14 protein-coding genes are annotated in these 15,165 nt (G+C 66.3%); 9 read left to right on the forward strand and 5 right to left on the reverse strand.

The window, feature by feature from the left end; all coding sequences use genetic code 11:
- Positions 1-523: 523 nt before the first annotated feature.
- Entirely contained in the window at positions 524-2,020 is a 1,497-nt protein-coding gene (locus FQK05_RS12680) for a class I adenylate-forming enzyme family protein (RefSeq protein WP_158967255.1), read from the forward strand.
- On the opposite strand, the gene FQK05_RS12685 is transcribed toward FQK05_RS12680, so the two are convergent.
- From FQK05_RS12685 to FQK05_RS12700, 4 genes are all read right to left on the reverse strand, one after another.
- Positions 2,007-2,420 carry a PaaI family thioesterase gene (locus FQK05_RS12685; protein WP_158967257.1) on the reverse strand — a complete coding sequence of 138 codons (414 nt, stop codon included), beginning with the start codon at positions 2,418-2,420 and terminating at the stop codon, positions 2,007-2,009. The genes FQK05_RS12680 and FQK05_RS12685 overlap by 14 nt on opposite strands.
- Positions 2,417-3,217 carry an IclR family transcriptional regulator gene (locus tag FQK05_RS12690; RefSeq protein ID WP_158967259.1) on the reverse strand — a complete coding sequence of 267 codons (801 nt, stop codon included), beginning with the start codon at positions 3,215-3,217 and terminating at the stop codon, positions 2,417-2,419. The genes FQK05_RS12685 and FQK05_RS12690 overlap by 4 nt, the downstream gene beginning before the upstream one ends.
- Before the next feature lie 79 nt (positions 3,218-3,296).
- Positions 3,297-4,259, reverse strand: a complete 963-nt coding sequence (locus FQK05_RS12695; protein ID WP_158967262.1) for a winged helix-turn-helix transcriptional regulator — start codon at positions 4,257-4,259, stop codon at positions 3,297-3,299.
- Between the two features lie 44 nt (positions 4,260-4,303).
- Positions 4,304-5,848, reverse strand: a complete 1,545-nt coding sequence (locus tag FQK05_RS12700) for a carotenoid oxygenase family protein (protein WP_158967264.1) — start codon at positions 5,846-5,848, stop codon at positions 4,304-4,306.
- Positions 5,849-6,107: 259 nt separating this feature from the next.
- Between FQK05_RS12700 and FQK05_RS12705 the strand changes: the two genes are divergently transcribed.
- The 8 genes from FQK05_RS12705 to FQK05_RS12740 all read left to right on the forward strand — a co-directional run bounded on the left by FQK05_RS12705 (position 6,108) and on the right by FQK05_RS12740 (position 13,957).
- A complete protein-coding gene (locus tag FQK05_RS12705; RefSeq protein ID WP_158967266.1) occupies positions 6,108-6,818 on the forward strand; it encodes an alpha/beta fold hydrolase in 711 nt (236 codons plus the stop codon).
- The gene (locus tag FQK05_RS12710; protein WP_158967268.1) at positions 6,815-7,756 is read left to right on the forward strand and encodes an NAD(P)H-dependent flavin oxidoreductase; all 942 of its coding nucleotides are present in this window, start codon (positions 6,815-6,817) and stop codon (positions 7,754-7,756) included. Before FQK05_RS12705 ends, FQK05_RS12710 begins: the two co-directional genes overlap by 4 nt.
- Complete coding sequence (locus FQK05_RS12715; protein WP_158967270.1) at positions 7,753-9,435, forward strand: class I adenylate-forming enzyme family protein; 1,683 nt, start codon at positions 7,753-7,755, stop codon at positions 9,433-9,435. The genes FQK05_RS12710 and FQK05_RS12715 overlap by 4 nt, the downstream gene beginning before the upstream one ends.
- Positions 9,428-10,666, forward strand: coding sequence for an acetyl-CoA acetyltransferase (locus FQK05_RS12720; protein WP_158967272.1), 1,239 nt, complete (start codon positions 9,428-9,430; stop codon positions 10,664-10,666). Before FQK05_RS12715 ends, FQK05_RS12720 begins: the two co-directional genes overlap by 8 nt.
- Positions 10,667-10,706: 40 nt before the next feature.
- On the forward strand, positions 10,707-11,714 hold the full coding sequence (locus FQK05_RS12725; RefSeq protein ID WP_158967274.1) for a TRAP transporter substrate-binding protein: 1,008 nt from the start codon (positions 10,707-10,709) through the stop codon (positions 11,712-11,714).
- 69 nt (positions 11,715-11,783) lie between these two features.
- A complete protein-coding gene (locus FQK05_RS12730; RefSeq protein ID WP_158967276.1) occupies positions 11,784-12,284 on the forward strand; it encodes a TRAP transporter small permease in 501 nt (166 codons plus the stop codon).
- A gap of 1 nt (position 12,285) precedes the next feature.
- Positions 12,286-13,599 (forward strand): TRAP transporter large permease, encoded by a 1,314-nt coding sequence (locus FQK05_RS12735; RefSeq protein WP_158967278.1) that lies wholly within the window; start codon positions 12,286-12,288, stop codon positions 13,597-13,599.
- Positions 13,600-13,612: 13 nt separating this feature from the next.
- The gene (locus FQK05_RS12740) at positions 13,613-13,957 is read left to right on the forward strand and encodes a putative quinol monooxygenase (RefSeq protein ID WP_158967280.1); all 345 of its coding nucleotides are present in this window, start codon (positions 13,613-13,615) and stop codon (positions 13,955-13,957) included.
- 107 nt (positions 13,958-14,064) lie between these two features.
- Here the strand turns inward: FQK05_RS12740 and FQK05_RS12745 are convergent, their stop codons facing one another.
- Positions 14,065-15,165, reverse strand: a complete 1,101-nt coding sequence (locus FQK05_RS12745) for a glycosyltransferase family 2 protein (protein ID WP_158967282.1) — start codon at positions 15,163-15,165, stop codon at positions 14,065-14,067.

The raw sequence follows: 15,165 nt of genomic DNA on the forward strand, positions 1-15,165 counted from the left end.
CCGAGGCCGATCTGGCGGCCGAGGTCGACGTCCCGAACGCCCGGATGTTCGACCGGCTGAACAATGGCGCCTACAGGTCCGGCTTTGCCGGCACCCAGTCGGCCTATGACGAGGCGGTGGCGGTGTCTTCGCCCTGCTGACGCGTCTGAACGGTAACTGCCTGTTCGGCGAACGGCTGACGGAAACGGACATCCGGACCTTCGTCACACTGATCCGTGTCGAGGCCGTCTGTCACCGGATCTTCAAGACCAACCTGCGGTGGCTGAAGGACGATCCGTGGCTTCCGGCCTGACGCAACGGATCCTGGACCTGCCGGGCGCGTGGGCGACGGTGAACATGGGTCACGCCGCCCGGGGTTGCCATTCGATCAAGGCGCGGAACCCGACGGGCATCCGACCCGCGGGTCCGGCCCATGTAACGGCGATTCCACAGGGCCGAGTTTCGTATATCAGTACGATGTTTCGAAAATGTTGATGTGCGGGTCGCCCTCCGCTACCACCGAAGGGCAGAGGGAGGAGCACAGATGCAATGGCTTGACGATTTGACCCGCGGCCATCCGGAGGGGCGGCTTGCGCTGATCGACGGGGACGGCACGCAGGTCAGCTATGGCGACCTGAACCAACAGATCGACGCCTGCGCCGCGGCGCTGGGGCAGGCCGGTGTCGGGCCGGGGGACCGGGTGCTGGTGGTGGCGGAAAACTCTGCGCTGATGGCGGTTGCCTTCCTGGCCTCGGTCCGGCTGCGGGCCTGGTGCGTGCCGCTGAATGCCCGCGTGACAGGGGCGGAACTGGACGCGATCCGCGCCCATGCCCGGCCGAAGGTGACGCTGTTCACCGCCGATGTCTCGTCCGATGCCGGGGACCATGCGCTGCGGCTGGGCGCGGGCCGCGGGCCGCGGGTTCTGAACCGTCCGCTGGTTTGGCTTGTGGATCCCGATGCGCTGTCCGAACCCCTGCACGACAAGCCCGACCGGCAGGTCGCGGCTATGGTCTATACCTCGGGCACGACGGGGGCGCCGAAGGGCGTGATGCTGTCCCATGCCAGCCTGTATTTCAACGCGCTCAGCGCGGCCGAGGCGCGGAACCTGGCCCCGGAAGACCTGATCGCGCTGGTCCTGCCCTGCACCCATATCATGGCCCTGTCGACGGCGCTGCTTGCGGCGTTCCATGCCGGGGCCGCCGTGCGGTTGCTGCCGCGGTTCTCGGTCGCGACGCAGCTTCGGGCGTTGGCCGATGGCGCCACGATCATGCCCGCGGTGCCCCTGATCTATACCCAGATCCTGACCGCGCTGGATGACGGTGCGGTAACGCTGGACGCCCCCCGCCTGCGCCAGATCGGCTGTGGCGGCGCGCCGCTGGACCCGGCCCTGAAACAACGGATCGAACGCCGCTTTGGCCTGCCCCTGACCAACGGCTACGGACTGACCGAGGCCGGGCCGGGTGTCGGCTCGACCTCTTACGGCCCGTACCGGCCGGACGGATCGGTGGGCTATGTCTATCCGGGCTGCACGGCGAAGGTGGATGCCCCCGACGCGGATGGCGTGGGCGAGTTGTTGTTCCGCGGGCCGGGCGTGATGCTGGGATATTACCGCGATGCCGATGCGACGGCGGCGGCGATGACCGAAGACGGCTTCCTGCGCACGGGCGATCTGGCCCGGATCGACGCCGACGGTGCGATCCATCTGGCGGGCCGCGCGCGCGAACTGATCATCCGGTCCGGTTTCAACGTCTACCCGCCCGAGGTCGAGGCGGCGCTGATGTCCTGCCCCGGCGTGCTGCAGGCCGCCGTGGCCGGCCGCCAGGTGCCGGGAAACGAAGAAGTGCTGGCCTTTGTCACGACCGACGGATCGGTCGGTATCGAGGATATCGCCGATCACCTGCGTGCGCGGCTGGCCCCCTACAAGCGGCCGCAGCACATCAGGATCGTCGATGCGATGCCGCTGACCTCGGCCGGGAAGATCCGCAAGCCCGCGCTGGTCGAGGCGTTCCGGGACGACCTGGCGCCGGTCAGCGCGGTTTGACGGACTTGAAGGTGCCGGTGGCGCGGGCCAGCACGATGCCGGTGTCGTCGCTGACCTCGCCTTCGGCGAAATAGATCGACTTGCCGCCATCGACCCGGCGCGCCTCGCACACCAGATGCGTGCCTTTGGGCTGGCCGACATAGCTGACATTCAGGTTCAGCGTGATCGAGGGCCGGATGCTGTCCGGGCTGCCGTCCCAGTTGCCCGCGGTTCCCAGCGCGGTGTCCAGGATGGTGGCGTAAAGGCCGCCATGGGGAATGCCCATGTGGTTCAGGTGATGCGGTTGCAGGTCCAGTTCGAACCGTGCGTAGTTTTCGGCAAAGCCCGTCCGCGTGATGCCCAGAAGGCTGATCAGCCCCGTCCCGAGCCTTATGCCAGGATCGCGTTCCGCTTTCGTCATGTCTCGCTTGGTCCCAGTCCCAGTACATGTGCCGCGCGCAGCAGGCGCGGCGCGTGGTGTTCGATCAGCCTGTCGGCCGGGTTCAGGAAGGCGAATCCGCCGACATTTATCGCATAGGGCGATCCGCCTTCGAAGGATGTCACCGGGGCCGCTATCCCGTTGATTTCCTTTCGCCATTCACCAAAGGACGTGCAATAGCCGAAATGTGCGAAATCGGCCCTTGCCCGGCTCAGGCCATGTTTCAGGCGGGGGTGATCGTCCGGATCGGCGGCGCGCAGCGCCTCGTCCAGCAGGCGCTCCTGTTCGTTTTCCGGCAGGGCCATCAGGATCGCGCGTCCGATCGAGGAATGGAACATCGGCACCTGCGCGCCCAGGTGAAAGACCATCGATACCGATTTCGGCGACCGGTGCGTCATCAGGTAGATGACCGACGTCTCGAACCTTTCCCCTAGCGCCGCGGCCACATGCGGGTTGTCGCCCCGGCAGATCTCGGCCAGTTCCAGCGCCGCGCGGTTCTTCAGGCCCATCTTGGCCAGCACGCCATAGCCCAGCGTCATCACCCCCGGCCCCAACCGGTAGGCGCCGCCCGGTTCGGCCTGGGTCAGGTATCCCAGTTTGCACAGCGTATAGGTCAGCCGGGTTACGGTCGCCTTGGGCAGTCCCGTGCGCGAGGCGAACGCCTGGTTCGACAGGAAGACCTCGTCCGGCTGGAAGGCCCGCAGGATCGACAGGCCCCGGGACAGGGCGGTGATGAACTTCGGATCGCTGGCGTCGACGGCCTCGTCATCGTCGGTCATGCCGGTCTCTCCTGCTCTGTGCCCGTGGTTCCGTCAGTCAGAATAGAGTTCCGAAGAAACCGAGGCAACGGGGCAGGGATCAGTCGCCGGTTTCGCCGTGCATCCGGATCGTCAGCGTGTCGCGGCTCAGCCAGTCGCCGCAATGGTCGCAGGCATAGCGGGGCCGCAACAGCGCGCCGCAGCTGTGGATGCGCTGGTCCGGGGGCGGACCGCCCGCATTGCACCAACGGTCGCCCCAGTCGGCGATGGCCAGAAGCAGCGGAAAGAAGCCTTCGGCCCGGGGCAGCACGGAATAGAGAAGCTTGCGGCCCTGCGCCTCTTCCGCGACCAGCCCCAGCGCCATCAGCTTGTCCAGCCGATCCCGCACCACGGATACGCCCAGCCCCAGGTCGTGGGCGATGCCCAGAAGGTGCAGGGGTGCCTGGAACAGCAGATAGAGTATCTCGTTGCAGGGCAGGTCGCCTACGACCGAGGCCGCGATCATCGCCTGGAAGTTCGGAACGGCGGCGGTAAAGCTGGCATCGTTGCGCCGGGCAAGCCGAGGCCGGGGCGCGGTATCGACCTGTTCGGGCTGGGTGCGCTGGATGGTGACGCTGTCGCTGGTCGCGGGCGCGCCGCAGGCGGTGCAGCGATAGCTGGCGCTGATCACCTGGCCGCAGCTGCGGTGGACGATGTCGAAGGGCAGCACCTCGGCCCCTCCCGGCGTGGCCCGGTGCCACAGCCAGATGGCGTACATCGCATCCTGCAGGTCCAGCGTCTTGGGTGTTGGGGCATAGTCCAGCATGCTGGCGCCCGGGCCGGTGTAGCGGCGATACATCATCTGGTCCCGGCAAAGCGCGGCCAGCCGAAGGGACAGCGTCTGTTTCGGGATGTTCAGCGCCCGCTGGAAGCCGCTGAAGCGGCGGGTGCCGTTGAAGCTTTCCTTCAGGATCAGCATGGTCCACGGATCCCCAAGGATCTGCAGCGCCCGCCGAAGCGAGGTTGCGGGCGGCCCCGAAAGGTCGGTCATGTCCTGCTTGGGGTCCGGCGCATCGTGTTCCATGGCGGCGCACCCAAGCACGGGCGCGCCGTGAAGGCAATCGCGGCCTACCCGGGCCAGATGTCGGCACCGTCGATCCACGTCGTATGAAACCCGATGGTAATCCGCCGCGGGATTTTTACCCTGGCAATCGGTCTGGTGATATCCTCGGCGTCGAAGACCAGGCAGGCCGACGACCAGTCGTTGCTGTCGGTGACGAAGGTCACCGGATAGGCCTTGCCTTCCGCGCTGCCGGGTGAGGACCCGATGGCAGCCGCGACCGGTGCCTCGGACCCGTAGACGCCATCGCCGTAGTCGTATCTTTGCTGCGCCCCGGTTTCCAGATCATAGCGGATCATGCCGTTGAAGGTCTGGCATCGGCCTTCCAGGGATCCCTCCTGCGGCACCGGGATGATCTGGTTGTAGGAATAGCGTGTCTTGCGGCCGACGAAGTTGGTGTTCACCGTCGGGAATTCGGTATTGTAGTCGTCGATCGGTCCTTCCGACACTGCGCCGGTCTTCACGTTGAAGCTCCACCGGTACAGGACATGGGTCCGCCGCCGGTAGGACATCATCGAGGCCAGGTGACGGTCCGCCTGGTCCTTCACCGGCATCGGGTCGTCCTGCCGGCAGCCGATCATGTGGACCCAGTCGCCTTCTTCCCAGCTGTTGGAGATGTGAAGGATATAGCAGGCTTCCGCCTCGAACCACTGGACCTTGTCGGACCGGCCGAAGCGGTCGATCAGGCCGAAACGCGCGGGCTGATCCCGGTGAAAGCCCATGACCCGGCGGCCGTGTTTTCGCAACAGGTCGACGTCGTGATAGAAGGGCAGGTCGTGCAGGATGGCGTAGTTTTCCGTCAGGCCCATGTCGTGCGGCGACCGCGGCCCTGCCAGGTCGATATCGATGTCGAATTTTAGCGTCCCGTCCGGGTTGGCCATGCCGTAGGACATGTAGGGCGGTTCGTCCTGGTAGTTGAAGAAGAACAGTTCTTTGGTGAAGGGATCGGTCTTGGAATGGGCCGATACGGAATGATGCAGGCCGCCGCCCAGCGTCTCGCGGCCGACCGTTTCCAGCGTCAGCGGATCCACCTGATAGGGGTCGCCGGCCATGTACCACAAGGACAGGATCTTGCCGTTGTAGAAGATCACGTCGGTGTTCGAAACGTCCTTGATGGGTGATCCTGGCAGGCGGAAATCGTATGGTCCGGCCAGCCCCGGCCAGATCGCCTTGCCAGCCTTGTCTTCCACAATGAAGGCGCCGCTGTGCAGGTATTTCTGCCGGAAGCTGGCCTTGCCGTCCCGGAAGAAGATCGCCCGCAACAGCGCGTCGCCGTCATAATAGTGGTATTTCGCGTTCACCGGCTCGAACCTCTGGGACGGGCCGTTCATCACGTAGGCACCGCAGAGATCGGCCGGCAGTTCGCCCTCGATCTCCAGGTCGTCGGCTTGGTATTCGATGTCCGTCGGGGCAAAGGCGCCGTGCAGGTAGGGATGGTCATAGTGCCAGATCCAGTCCGGCGCATCCGGGGGCGGCGTGCCGTCCGGGGCGAACATGCGGACATTCGCGGCGGTGACAACCAGCGGCGTGTCGTGGGGCACTTCTAGGGGCATGGAACCCTCCCAACATACATTTATCTAGACCAGATAGAGTGAAGGATGGCTGCCGAGTCAAGTCTCTTACGTCAATAAGACCGAAACTTGCGCCGATCCGCCCTGGATCCCGCGCGAAATGGACAGGATGCCGGAGAATGGGCCCGTAAATTCCCCTATGGTTCCGATCAATAAAACATTATTCTGAAACTCATCGATTGTTGCTTGACCCGTTGGTTCGGTTAGGTCTAGCTAAAGTCATAAAGAGGGAGGACATCGCATGCAGGATCTGCTGTGCCTGCCCGGGCTGCTGTGCACGCCCGCGGTATGGTCGCCTGCTCTGGACCACATGGGGCGCACGGCGCAGGTGCCGGACCTGCCGCGTGCGGACCGGTTCGACGATCTGGTCGATGCCATGGCGGCCTCTCTGACAGACGATACCGTTGTGGCGGGCATGTCCATGGGCAGTTACCTTGCGCTGGCCCTGGCGCTGCGTGCGCCGGACAAGGTGCGTGGACTGATCCTGATCGGCACCTCTGCCGCGGCCGACGACGACCGCGCGGCGGGACTGCGGCACAAGATGGCTGCCATCGCGCGGCGCGACGGGCTGGACAGGCTGCTGGGCGGGATTGCCGACGCGATGCTGGCGCCCGACCGGCGGACAGACGCGGCCCTGCGGGATGCGTTCCGTTCCATGGCGCTGGCGACCGGGGCTGAAACCTTTGCCGCCCACCAGGTGGCGCTGGCGGGCCGTCCCGAACAGACGGACCGGCTGGGCCGGATCGCTTGCCCGGTCCTGGTCCTGACAGGGACCGAGGACGCCGTCACCCCGCCCGCCGCCGGCCGGGCCGTGGCCCAGGGCGTGGCCGACGGCCGCTTCGTTCCGATCCCGGGCGTTGGCCACATGCCGCTGCTGGAATGTCCCGACGTGGTCGCCACCCATATCGCCGATTTCCTGACCAACCGCGTGAAGGAGAACGCCGCCACATGACCGTTCGAGACCGCCTGTCCCGGCTGCGCCTGCCGGCCTTTGCCGCCCCGATGTTCCTGGTATCCGGTCCCGATCTGGTCGTGGCCTGCAGCCGGGCCGGAATCGTCGGCAGCTTCCCCGCCCCGAACCTGCGGTCCAGCGCAGAATTGGGGGACTGGATGGGCCGGATCGCGGGCCAGCTGACAGCCGATGACGCGCCGTGGGCGCTGAACCTTGTCACCCATTCGACCAGTCCCCGCCTGCCGAGAGACCTGGAGCAGGTGGCCGAACATCAACCCCCCATCGTGATCACCGCCCTTGGCAGCCCGAAACCGGTCCTGCCGACGGTGCAGGCCTATGGCGGGCTGGTCTTTGCGGACGTGATTTCGGTTGATCTGGCGAAGAAGGCCGCGGATGCAGGTGTCGACGGGCTGGTCCTGGTCTGCACCGGTGCCGGCGGACATACCGGGGATCTCAGCCCGCTGGTCTTCGTCGAACGGGTGCGCCGGTTCTTCGACGGCTACATCGCGCTGGCCGGCGCCATCACGACAGGCGAGGCGATCCTGGCCGCGCAGGTGCTGGGGGCGGATTTCGGATATCTGGGCACCGCCTTCATCCCCGCGCGGGAAAGCATGGCCTCCGACGCCTATAAACAGATGTGTGTCGACAGCAGTGCCGGGGACCTGATGGTGACGCGGGCCTTCACCGGCGCGCGCGCCTCGATGCTGAAGCCGTCGATGGTGGCCAGGGGGCTGGATCCGGCGGAACTGGAATTCAAGGTCGCCCGCATGAACTTCACCGGCCGCCAGGACGAAACGGTGAAGCCCTGGTCCGGGATATGGGGGGCCGGGCAGGGCGTGGGCAAGATCGACCGGGTCGAGTCCGCGGCCGAAATCGTCGACAGGCTCGCGGCAGAATACGACGCCGCACGCCTGCGCACCCGGGGCCTGTGCGCATGACCCTGTTCCCGCCCGCCGATCACGCCCGTTTCCGTGCCGAGGGCGCCTGGGGAGAGCTGACCCTGCCCGACCTCTTCGCCGGAACCTGCGCCCGCGCGCCGGAACGGCTGGGGCTGGTCGATCCGCCGAACCGGGCCGAGATCTTCGAAGGCACCCCGCAAAGGTTGACCTATGCGCAGATGGCGGCCGGGGTCGACCGGCTGGCCGCCGTCCTGCAGGCCCAGGGCTTCGGCCCCGGGTCGATCATCGCGACGCAGCTGCCGAACATTTCGGAACTGGTGCTTCTGTATCTCGCCATCTGGAAGATTGGCGCGGTCCTGTCGCCGGTGTCGATCGCCTATCGCTCGGCCGAGCTGCGGGACATGGGCCAGGTGGCGCGGTTCGACGGCTATGTCTCGGTCGGTCGGCTGCGGGGCAAGCCCTTCTATGCGGAACGGATCGACGCGCTGCCCGGGGCCGTGCGGCGGATGGGGTTCGGCAGCGACCTGCCGGAGGGCGTTCTGAACCTGTCGACGGCCACGGCGGGCGCACCGGCACAGCCGGTGCCGCTGGATCCCGACGCGTTGCTGGCGATCTTCTGGACCTCGGGCACCGAAGGTGTGCCCAAGGCGGTGCCCAAGACCCACAACAACATGATGGCCAGTTCGCTGGGCGCCTGGCGGCTGCTGGATCTGCCCGATGGCGCGGGCATCCTTGCACCGTTCCCCTTCGTGAACGCGGCGGCGATGGGGGGGCTGATGATGTGCTGGATGCGCACCGCGGGCGCCATGTTCCTGCACCACCCTTTCGACGTCGACGTCTTCCTGGACCAACTGAAGACCGAGGACATCGCCTATACGATGGTGGCGCCCACGCTGCTGGTCTACCTGCGCGACCGGTCCGCCGATCCCGACCTGCATCCGGCGCTGCACCGGCTGCTGGCCATCGGCACCGGCTCCGCCCCGCCGGATCCCGAGGTCTTCGGTTTCTTCCAGGACCGGTTCGACGTGCCGGTGGTGAACTTCTTCGGCTCGAACGAAGGGGCGCAGATGTGTTCGTCTTCGCAGACGGTGGCCGACCCCCGCAAACGGGCCAGCTTCTTTCCCCGCGACGGGGACGAAAACTGGGACCCGGCACGGCGCACCGCCAATGGCGGCAGTTTCCGGCTGGTCGACCCGGCCACCGCGCAACCGGTCACCGAACCTGGCCAGATCGGCGAGATGTACCTGCGCGGGCCGGCCCTGATGCCCGGGTACTACCTGAACGGCCGGATCGACCGGACCAGGTTCACGCCGGACGGGTACTTTCCCAGCGCCGACCTGTTCCAGATTTCGGACTGCGGCGCGCTGATCCGTTTTCATGCCCGCGCGCGCGAGCTGATCGTGCGGGGTGGCATGAAGATTTCCCCGGTCGAGCTCGACAATGTGCTGTCGGCCCTGCCCGGCGTGCGAGAGGTCGCAGTGGCCGCCTATGCCGACGCCCAGATGGGCGAGAAGGTCTGTGTCGTGGCTGTCATGGCGCCCGGAAAGACGCTGACCCTGCCCGATGTCACGGGCTTTTGCGACCGGGCCGGGCTGGCACGTTTCAAATGGCCCGAACGGCTGGAACTGATCGACGCCTTGCCGCGCACGCCGCTGGCAAAGCTGGACCGCAAGGCGCTGGCCCGCTGGCTGGCCGAGGAAGGAGTGATACATGCCTGATCCCGTCTATATCCTGGGCGGCGCCCAGACCGATTTCGCACGCAACTGGGCCCGCGAGGGGCTGGGCATCGACGCCATGATGGCCGAGGTCCTGCTGGAGGGGCTGCAAAGCGCGCAGCTGGAACCCCGCGACCTGAAGGCGCTGCATGTCGGCAACTTCGTGGCCGAACTGTTCTGCGGGCAGGGCCAACTGGGCGGTCTGATCGCGGAAATTCATCCCGACCTGTCCGGCATCCCCACCCAAAGGCACGAGGCCGCCTGCGCCTCGGGCTCCATGGCGGTGCTGTCGGCCGCGGCGGAGATCGAGGCAGGGCGCTATGACCTGATCGCCGTTCTGGGCGTGGAATACATGCGCAATGTTCCGGGCCAGCGTGCCACGGAATATCTGGGCACCGCCGCGTGGGCGGGCCGGGAATGGACCGATGCGCGCTATCTGTGGCCCGCCGCCTTTGCCGATCTGACTGACGCCTATTCCGAGAAGTACGGCACCGTCAGCTATGACCACCTGGGGGAAATCGCGCGGATCAACTATGCCAACGGCCGCCGCAATCCCTATGCCCAGACCCGAACCTGGGAATTCAACGACCGCAGCTTCGCCGAGGACGACGACGCCAACCCGGTGATCGAGGGCCGCGTGCGCCGGAACGATTGCGGGCAGGTCACGGACGGCGCGGCGGTTGTCTTCTTAGCCTCGGCCGCACGGGCCGCCGAATATGCGAAGGCCCGGGGGTTGCAGCTGTCGGATCTGGCCAGGATCGACGGCTGGGGCCACCGGACGGCGCCGATGACCCTGGCCGCCAAGCTGGAGGAAAGCCGCAACGACCGCTTCGTGCTGCCCCATGTGAACAGGGCGATCCGCGAAAGCTTTGCCCGTGCGGGCATCGACAGCCCGTTCCAGCTGGACGCGATCGAAACCCACGACTGTTTTGCCATGACCGAATACGCGGCCATCGACAGCTTTGAAATCACGGCCCCCGGCGAAAGCTGGAAGGCGGTCGAGGAGGGCGTGATCGCCCCCGACGGCAGGCTGCCGATCAACCCGTCGGGCGGGCTGATCGGGCTGGGTCACCCGGTGGGGGCCACCGGCGTGCGGATGATGCTCGACGGTTTCAAGCAGGTGACGGGTAAGGCGGGCGACTGCCAGGTCGAAGGCGCGCGGCGCGTAGGCCTTCTGAACATCGGCGGGTCGACCACGACCATCGCATCCTTCGTCGTCGGGCAGGGAGCCTGAGGGCCCGGCGACGCAGGCAACCATAAGGGAGGAGAGAAGAATGAACATGAGGATCACCGGCCGTGTAGCCGGAGTGGCCGCCGGCCTGGCGTTGGCCGTCCTGTCGAGCGCCGCGCAGGCGCGGGACCTGGCCTTTGCGGTCTTTCCGCCCGCGGCCTCGCCCACGGTGCAGAAGATCTATCAGCCCTGGGTCGACTGGTTCAACGAGCAGACGAAGGACGACGACGTCCAGATCACGCTTTATGCCGGCGGCACGCTGGGGCGGAACCCGATGGCGCAGGCACAGATGGTCAAGGACGGCGTCGCCGACCTGGCGCTGACGGTGCCCAGCTATACGCCGGGCGTCTTCCCCGATTACGACATCTTCGAACTGCCCGGCTTTGCGTCGAACACCCGGGAAGGGTCGCTGGCCGCGCTGGAGATGCACCAGGAAGGCCTGCTGCGCGGATACGAGGATTATTTCGTCGTCGCGATGTACAGCTCGGGCGCCTACATGATCCACACCAAGGATCCGGTGGCGACGGTGGCGGACCTGGACGGAAAGCGGATCCGCGTCGCGGGCCAGATCCAGACCGCGGTGATCGAAGCCCTGGGCGGTGTGCCGCAAAGCATGGGCGCGGGCGAGATGGCGGAAAACATCGACCGCGGTCTGATCGACGGGGCGATGACCGATGCCTCGGTTGCGCGGACCTTTCGGGTGACGGACGTGGCCCACAACCACTATGACGCCAACCTGGGCGTGCTGGTCTTCACGATCATCATGAACCGCGGTGTCTACGACAGCCTGGACGACCATGCCAAGCAGGTGCTGGCGGAAAGCGGCCAGTACATCGCCGATCGCCAGGCCACGTTCTATGGCGAGGCGATCGCGAAGAATCTGGCCCAGTGGGAGGAATCCGAGACCGACACGCTGGTCATCCCGTCGGACGCCGACCGGGCGGTCATCGCCGACCGCGTCCAGCCGGTTATCGAGATGGTGAAGGCCAAGGCCTCGCCTGGGTTGATCGACGCCTATGTCGCCAAGCTGGAAGATATCCGCAGCCGCTGACCCCGGGGACAGCCGTCTCGCGCGCCCCTTAGGACGGGCGCGCGACATGCCAAAGCAAGGATTTCCAACGTGCACCGTATCGAACGGCCATTGCTGCTGTTGACCCGCGCCGCCGCCATACTGGGCGTGCTGTTCCTGCTGATGATCGCGGGGCTGTCGGTCCTCGACATCGTCTTCCGCGAACTGACCGGTCGCCCGATCCGCGGCGCGACCGACATCGCGGGGCTTCTGACCGTGGTCGTCATCGCCTCGTGCTTTCCGGCGGGCCTGCTGGAACGCCGTCAGATCAAGGTGGCCTTCCTGGGCCCGATCATGCCCCGGCAGTCAGGCCGCGTGCTGGAGGTCTTCGGCGCGCTGATGACCGGGCTGATGTTCCTGGCTATCGCGTATTACGTCACGCTCTATGCCCAGCGGCTGACGGCCAGCCAGGAATACTCGATGGTGCTGAACCTGCCCATCGCGCCCTGGTGGTGGGTCGCCTGCGCCTGTTTCTGGGTCTGCGTCCCCGCCCAGCTATTCGTCATCGTGGCCGAAGCGCTTGGCCACCAATCCCGCGATCACGAGGCCTGAGATGGAACCCTATGTGCTTGGACTGATCGGCATGGGGCTGATGCTGGTCCTGATCGTGCTGCACGTGCCCATCGGCGTCGCCATGGGCGTGGCGGGCGTGGCAACTTTCGCCATGATCCGTGGCAGCCTCGGACCTGCCATGACGCTTTTCGGGACCGAAACCGTCAGCAAGGTCGGCAGTTCCGAACTCGCGGTGATCCCGCTGTTTCTGCTGATGGGCAGTTTCGCGACGGCGGGGGGCCTGTCCGCCGACCTTTACCGCATCGCCTATGCGCTGGTGGGCCATATCCGCGGCGGTCTGGCCGTCGCCACCATAGGCGGCTGCGCGGGCTTCGGGGCGATCTGCGGGTCGTCCGTGGCCACGGCCACCACCATGACCCGGATCGCATTGCCGGAGATGATGAAGCGCAACTATTCCGAACGGCTGGCCACCGGGTCCATCGCCGCGGGCGGCACGCTGGGCATGCTGATCCCGCCGTCGATCATCCTGGTCCTTTACGGCGTGCTGACGGAACAGTTCGTGAAGACGCTGTTCGTGGCGGCCCTGATCCCCGGCCTGCTGGCCGTAGGCCTGCATGTGCTGACGATCCTAATCCTGGTCCGCCGCAACCCCGAGCTGGCCTCGGCCGGCGACCGGCAGCCCTGGTCGGAAACGCTGCATGCGCTGCGCGACGGCTGGACCGCGGTCCTTCTGATGGTCGCGGTCACCGGCGGAATTTATGCCGGCGTCTTCTCGGTCAACGAATCCGCGGCCGTCGGCGCCTTTCTGGCCTTCCTGATCGCGCTGCTGCGCGGCCGGTTGACCATGCCGGGCTTCTGGAGCGCACTTCAGGAAACCGCCGCCACCACCTCGATGATCTACCTGATGACCATCGGCGCCTCGATCTTCACCTATGCGGTCACGATTTCGGGCCTGCCGGGGCTGATCGTGAACGGCATCCGCGACACCGGCCTGCCGGGCTATGCGGTGATCCTGCTGCTGATGCTGATGTACCTGGTGTTGGGGTCGATCTTCGAAACGATCTCCTCGATGGTGATCACCATTCCCTTCGTCTACCCGCTGGTGCTGGGCTATGGCTATGACCCGATCTGGTGGGGTGTGCTGACCGTCATGGTGATCGAGATCGGGATGATCACGCCGCCCATCGGCATGAACGTCTTCGTCATGAAGGCGATGCTGCCCAAGACGAAGCTGTCGACGATCTATGCCGGCGTCGGGCCCTTCATCGTCGCCGACCTGATCCGGCTGGGCCTGCTGATCGCCTTCCCCGCGCTGTCCCTGTTCCTGGTCGGCGTCTTCCACCTGCCACGCTAGAAAGAGTCTGCCCATGTCCGACACGATCACCTGGGTGATGGAGGCCGCGGTGTCCGAGGGCACCCGCGCCGACCTGACCGCCCTGATGCAGGAGATGGTGGCCCATGTCCGTGCCACCGAACCGGGCTGTGTCCTATATGACTGGTTCATCAGCCCGGACGGCACGACCTGCCACATCCTGGAAAGCTATGCCGACGACGCTGCACTGCTGACCCATGTGGTGGGTTTCAATGCCCGCTATGCGGGGTGGCTCTTCGGTTTGATCCGCCCGCAAAGGATGACGGTCTACGGCGCCCCCTCGGCCGAGGCGCGCGCGGCCATCGCCCCGCTGCGCCCGGTCTATATGGAGCGCCTCTGAAGAAGAGATGTGCCGAAATCCGGCGCAGTTCGTGATCTCCGCCGGATCGGTCACAGCGGGATCGGTCGGGGCCCACGGGCTGCGGGGCCGCCGCCTTGTACGGCGGCCTAGTCCAGCACCGGCACGGCGGACAGCCGCTGGATCAGATCGCGGGGCAGCGTGCTCAGCCCTTCGTCGAAATCCTGGCGGCTCAGCATGTTCAGGTGCCGCGACAGCAGCTTGCGGCCCGGATCCGTGATGTCGGCATAGAAGGCCGCCATGTCCTCGCGCGATCGCAGCTCGGCGATCTTGGCCCGGTGGCGCGCGACCGCTTCGGCATGGGCGGCGGCGACGCCGGGCAGCGCGTCCAGACCCGCGCGGGCCGCATCGCGCCGTGCATCGTGGCGGCGGATGCTGTCCGACCGTTCCATGTTGAAGTTCATCCGCAGCCAGTAGGCCAGACCCTGGTCGCGGCTGACATGGTTCACCCGGCCCCGGTCGCGCTTGACCAGAAAGCTTTCGGCCGACCGGACGGCATAGTGGTTCAGCGTCACCATGGCATAGCCGTGATCGCGGATGCCGAAGCGCCAGCCGCTTTCCAGGAACTCCTCGTGCACGGGCGTACCCGAGCCGTTGACCCATCGCAGGGGCAGGTCCATGTCGGGCCCATAGGGGCGGTGCACCCCGATCTTGCCGAAACGGCCACCGCCGGCGGTCAGGCCGCGGAACAGGGTCTTGATCGCCCAGGCCTGGATCGGCGCGGGACAGAATTCCGGGGCGCAGCGGGTGAATTGTCCGGCCAGAGGCGCATCGGCGAAGATGTCGACGTCATTGTTGCCGAACAGGCGCCACTGCATCGACACGGCATCGGCCTGACCGGTCGCATCGAACAGCGCCTCAAGCGTGCCGTCGCCGACGTGGACATCGACATATTCGTCGACATCGGCCACCATCAGCCATTCCGCCTGCTGGACCAGGGGCAGCTGGCCCGCAAAGCGCAGGGCGCCCAGCTGGGGGTTGGGGGCCTTCTTCATCTGAAGATAGGGGTTGTCCATCCGGGTGACGACGCCGGCATCGGCCAGGCGGTCCAGAAGCTCCACCGTGCCGTCGTCGCAATCGTTGGTGAAGACCAGGAAATGGTCGAAACCCGTGCCCAGGTGATGGGCAATCCAGTCCAGGATGAAGGGCCCTTCGTTCTTCATGCAGGTGACGATCATGCGCCGCGCCAT

The organism is Chachezhania sediminis (genome assembly GCF_009765275.1).
GTDB classification, from domain to species: domain Bacteria; phylum Pseudomonadota; class Alphaproteobacteria; order Rhodobacterales; family Rhodobacteraceae; genus Chachezhania; species Chachezhania sediminis.

Excerpts from the sequence above, each read along its gene's own strand:
- FQK05_RS12725 (WP_158967274.1), top strand. The coding sequence starts at position 10,707 with ATGAACATGAGGATCACCGGCCGTGTAGCCGGAGTGGCCGCCGGCCTG.
- FQK05_RS12740 (WP_158967280.1), top strand. The coding sequence starts at position 13,613 with ATGTCCGACACGATCACCTGGGTGATGGAGGCCGCGGTGTCCGAGGGC.
- FQK05_RS12690 (WP_158967259.1), bottom strand. The coding sequence starts at position 3,217 with ATGACCGACGATGACGAGGCCGTCGACGCCAGCGATCCGAAGTTCATC.
- FQK05_RS12715 (WP_158967270.1), top strand. The coding sequence starts at position 7,753 with ATGACCCTGTTCCCGCCCGCCGATCACGCCCGTTTCCGTGCCGAGGGC.
- FQK05_RS12710 (WP_158967268.1), top strand. The coding sequence starts at position 6,815 with ATGACCGTTCGAGACCGCCTGTCCCGGCTGCGCCTGCCGGCCTTTGCC.
- FQK05_RS12735 (WP_158967278.1), top strand. The coding sequence starts at position 12,286 with ATGGAACCCTATGTGCTTGGACTGATCGGCATGGGGCTGATGCTGGTC.
- FQK05_RS12680 (WP_158967255.1), top strand. The coding sequence starts at position 524 with ATGCAATGGCTTGACGATTTGACCCGCGGCCATCCGGAGGGGCGGCTT.
- FQK05_RS12695 (WP_158967262.1), bottom strand. The coding sequence starts at position 4,259 with ATGGAACACGATGCGCCGGACCCCAAGCAGGACATGACCGACCTTTCG.
- FQK05_RS12745 (WP_158967282.1), bottom strand. The coding sequence starts at position 15,165 with ATGGCGCGGCGCATGATCGTCACCTGCATGAAGAACGAAGGGCCCTTC.
- FQK05_RS12700 (WP_158967264.1), bottom strand. The coding sequence starts at position 5,848 with ATGCCCCTAGAAGTGCCCCACGACACGCCGCTGGTTGTCACCGCCGCG.
- FQK05_RS12685 (WP_158967257.1), bottom strand. The coding sequence starts at position 2,420 with ATGACGAAAGCGGAACGCGATCCTGGCATAAGGCTCGGGACGGGGCTG.
- FQK05_RS12720 (WP_158967272.1), top strand. The coding sequence starts at position 9,428 with ATGCCTGATCCCGTCTATATCCTGGGCGGCGCCCAGACCGATTTCGCA.
- FQK05_RS12705 (WP_158967266.1), top strand. The coding sequence starts at position 6,108 with ATGCAGGATCTGCTGTGCCTGCCCGGGCTGCTGTGCACGCCCGCGGTA.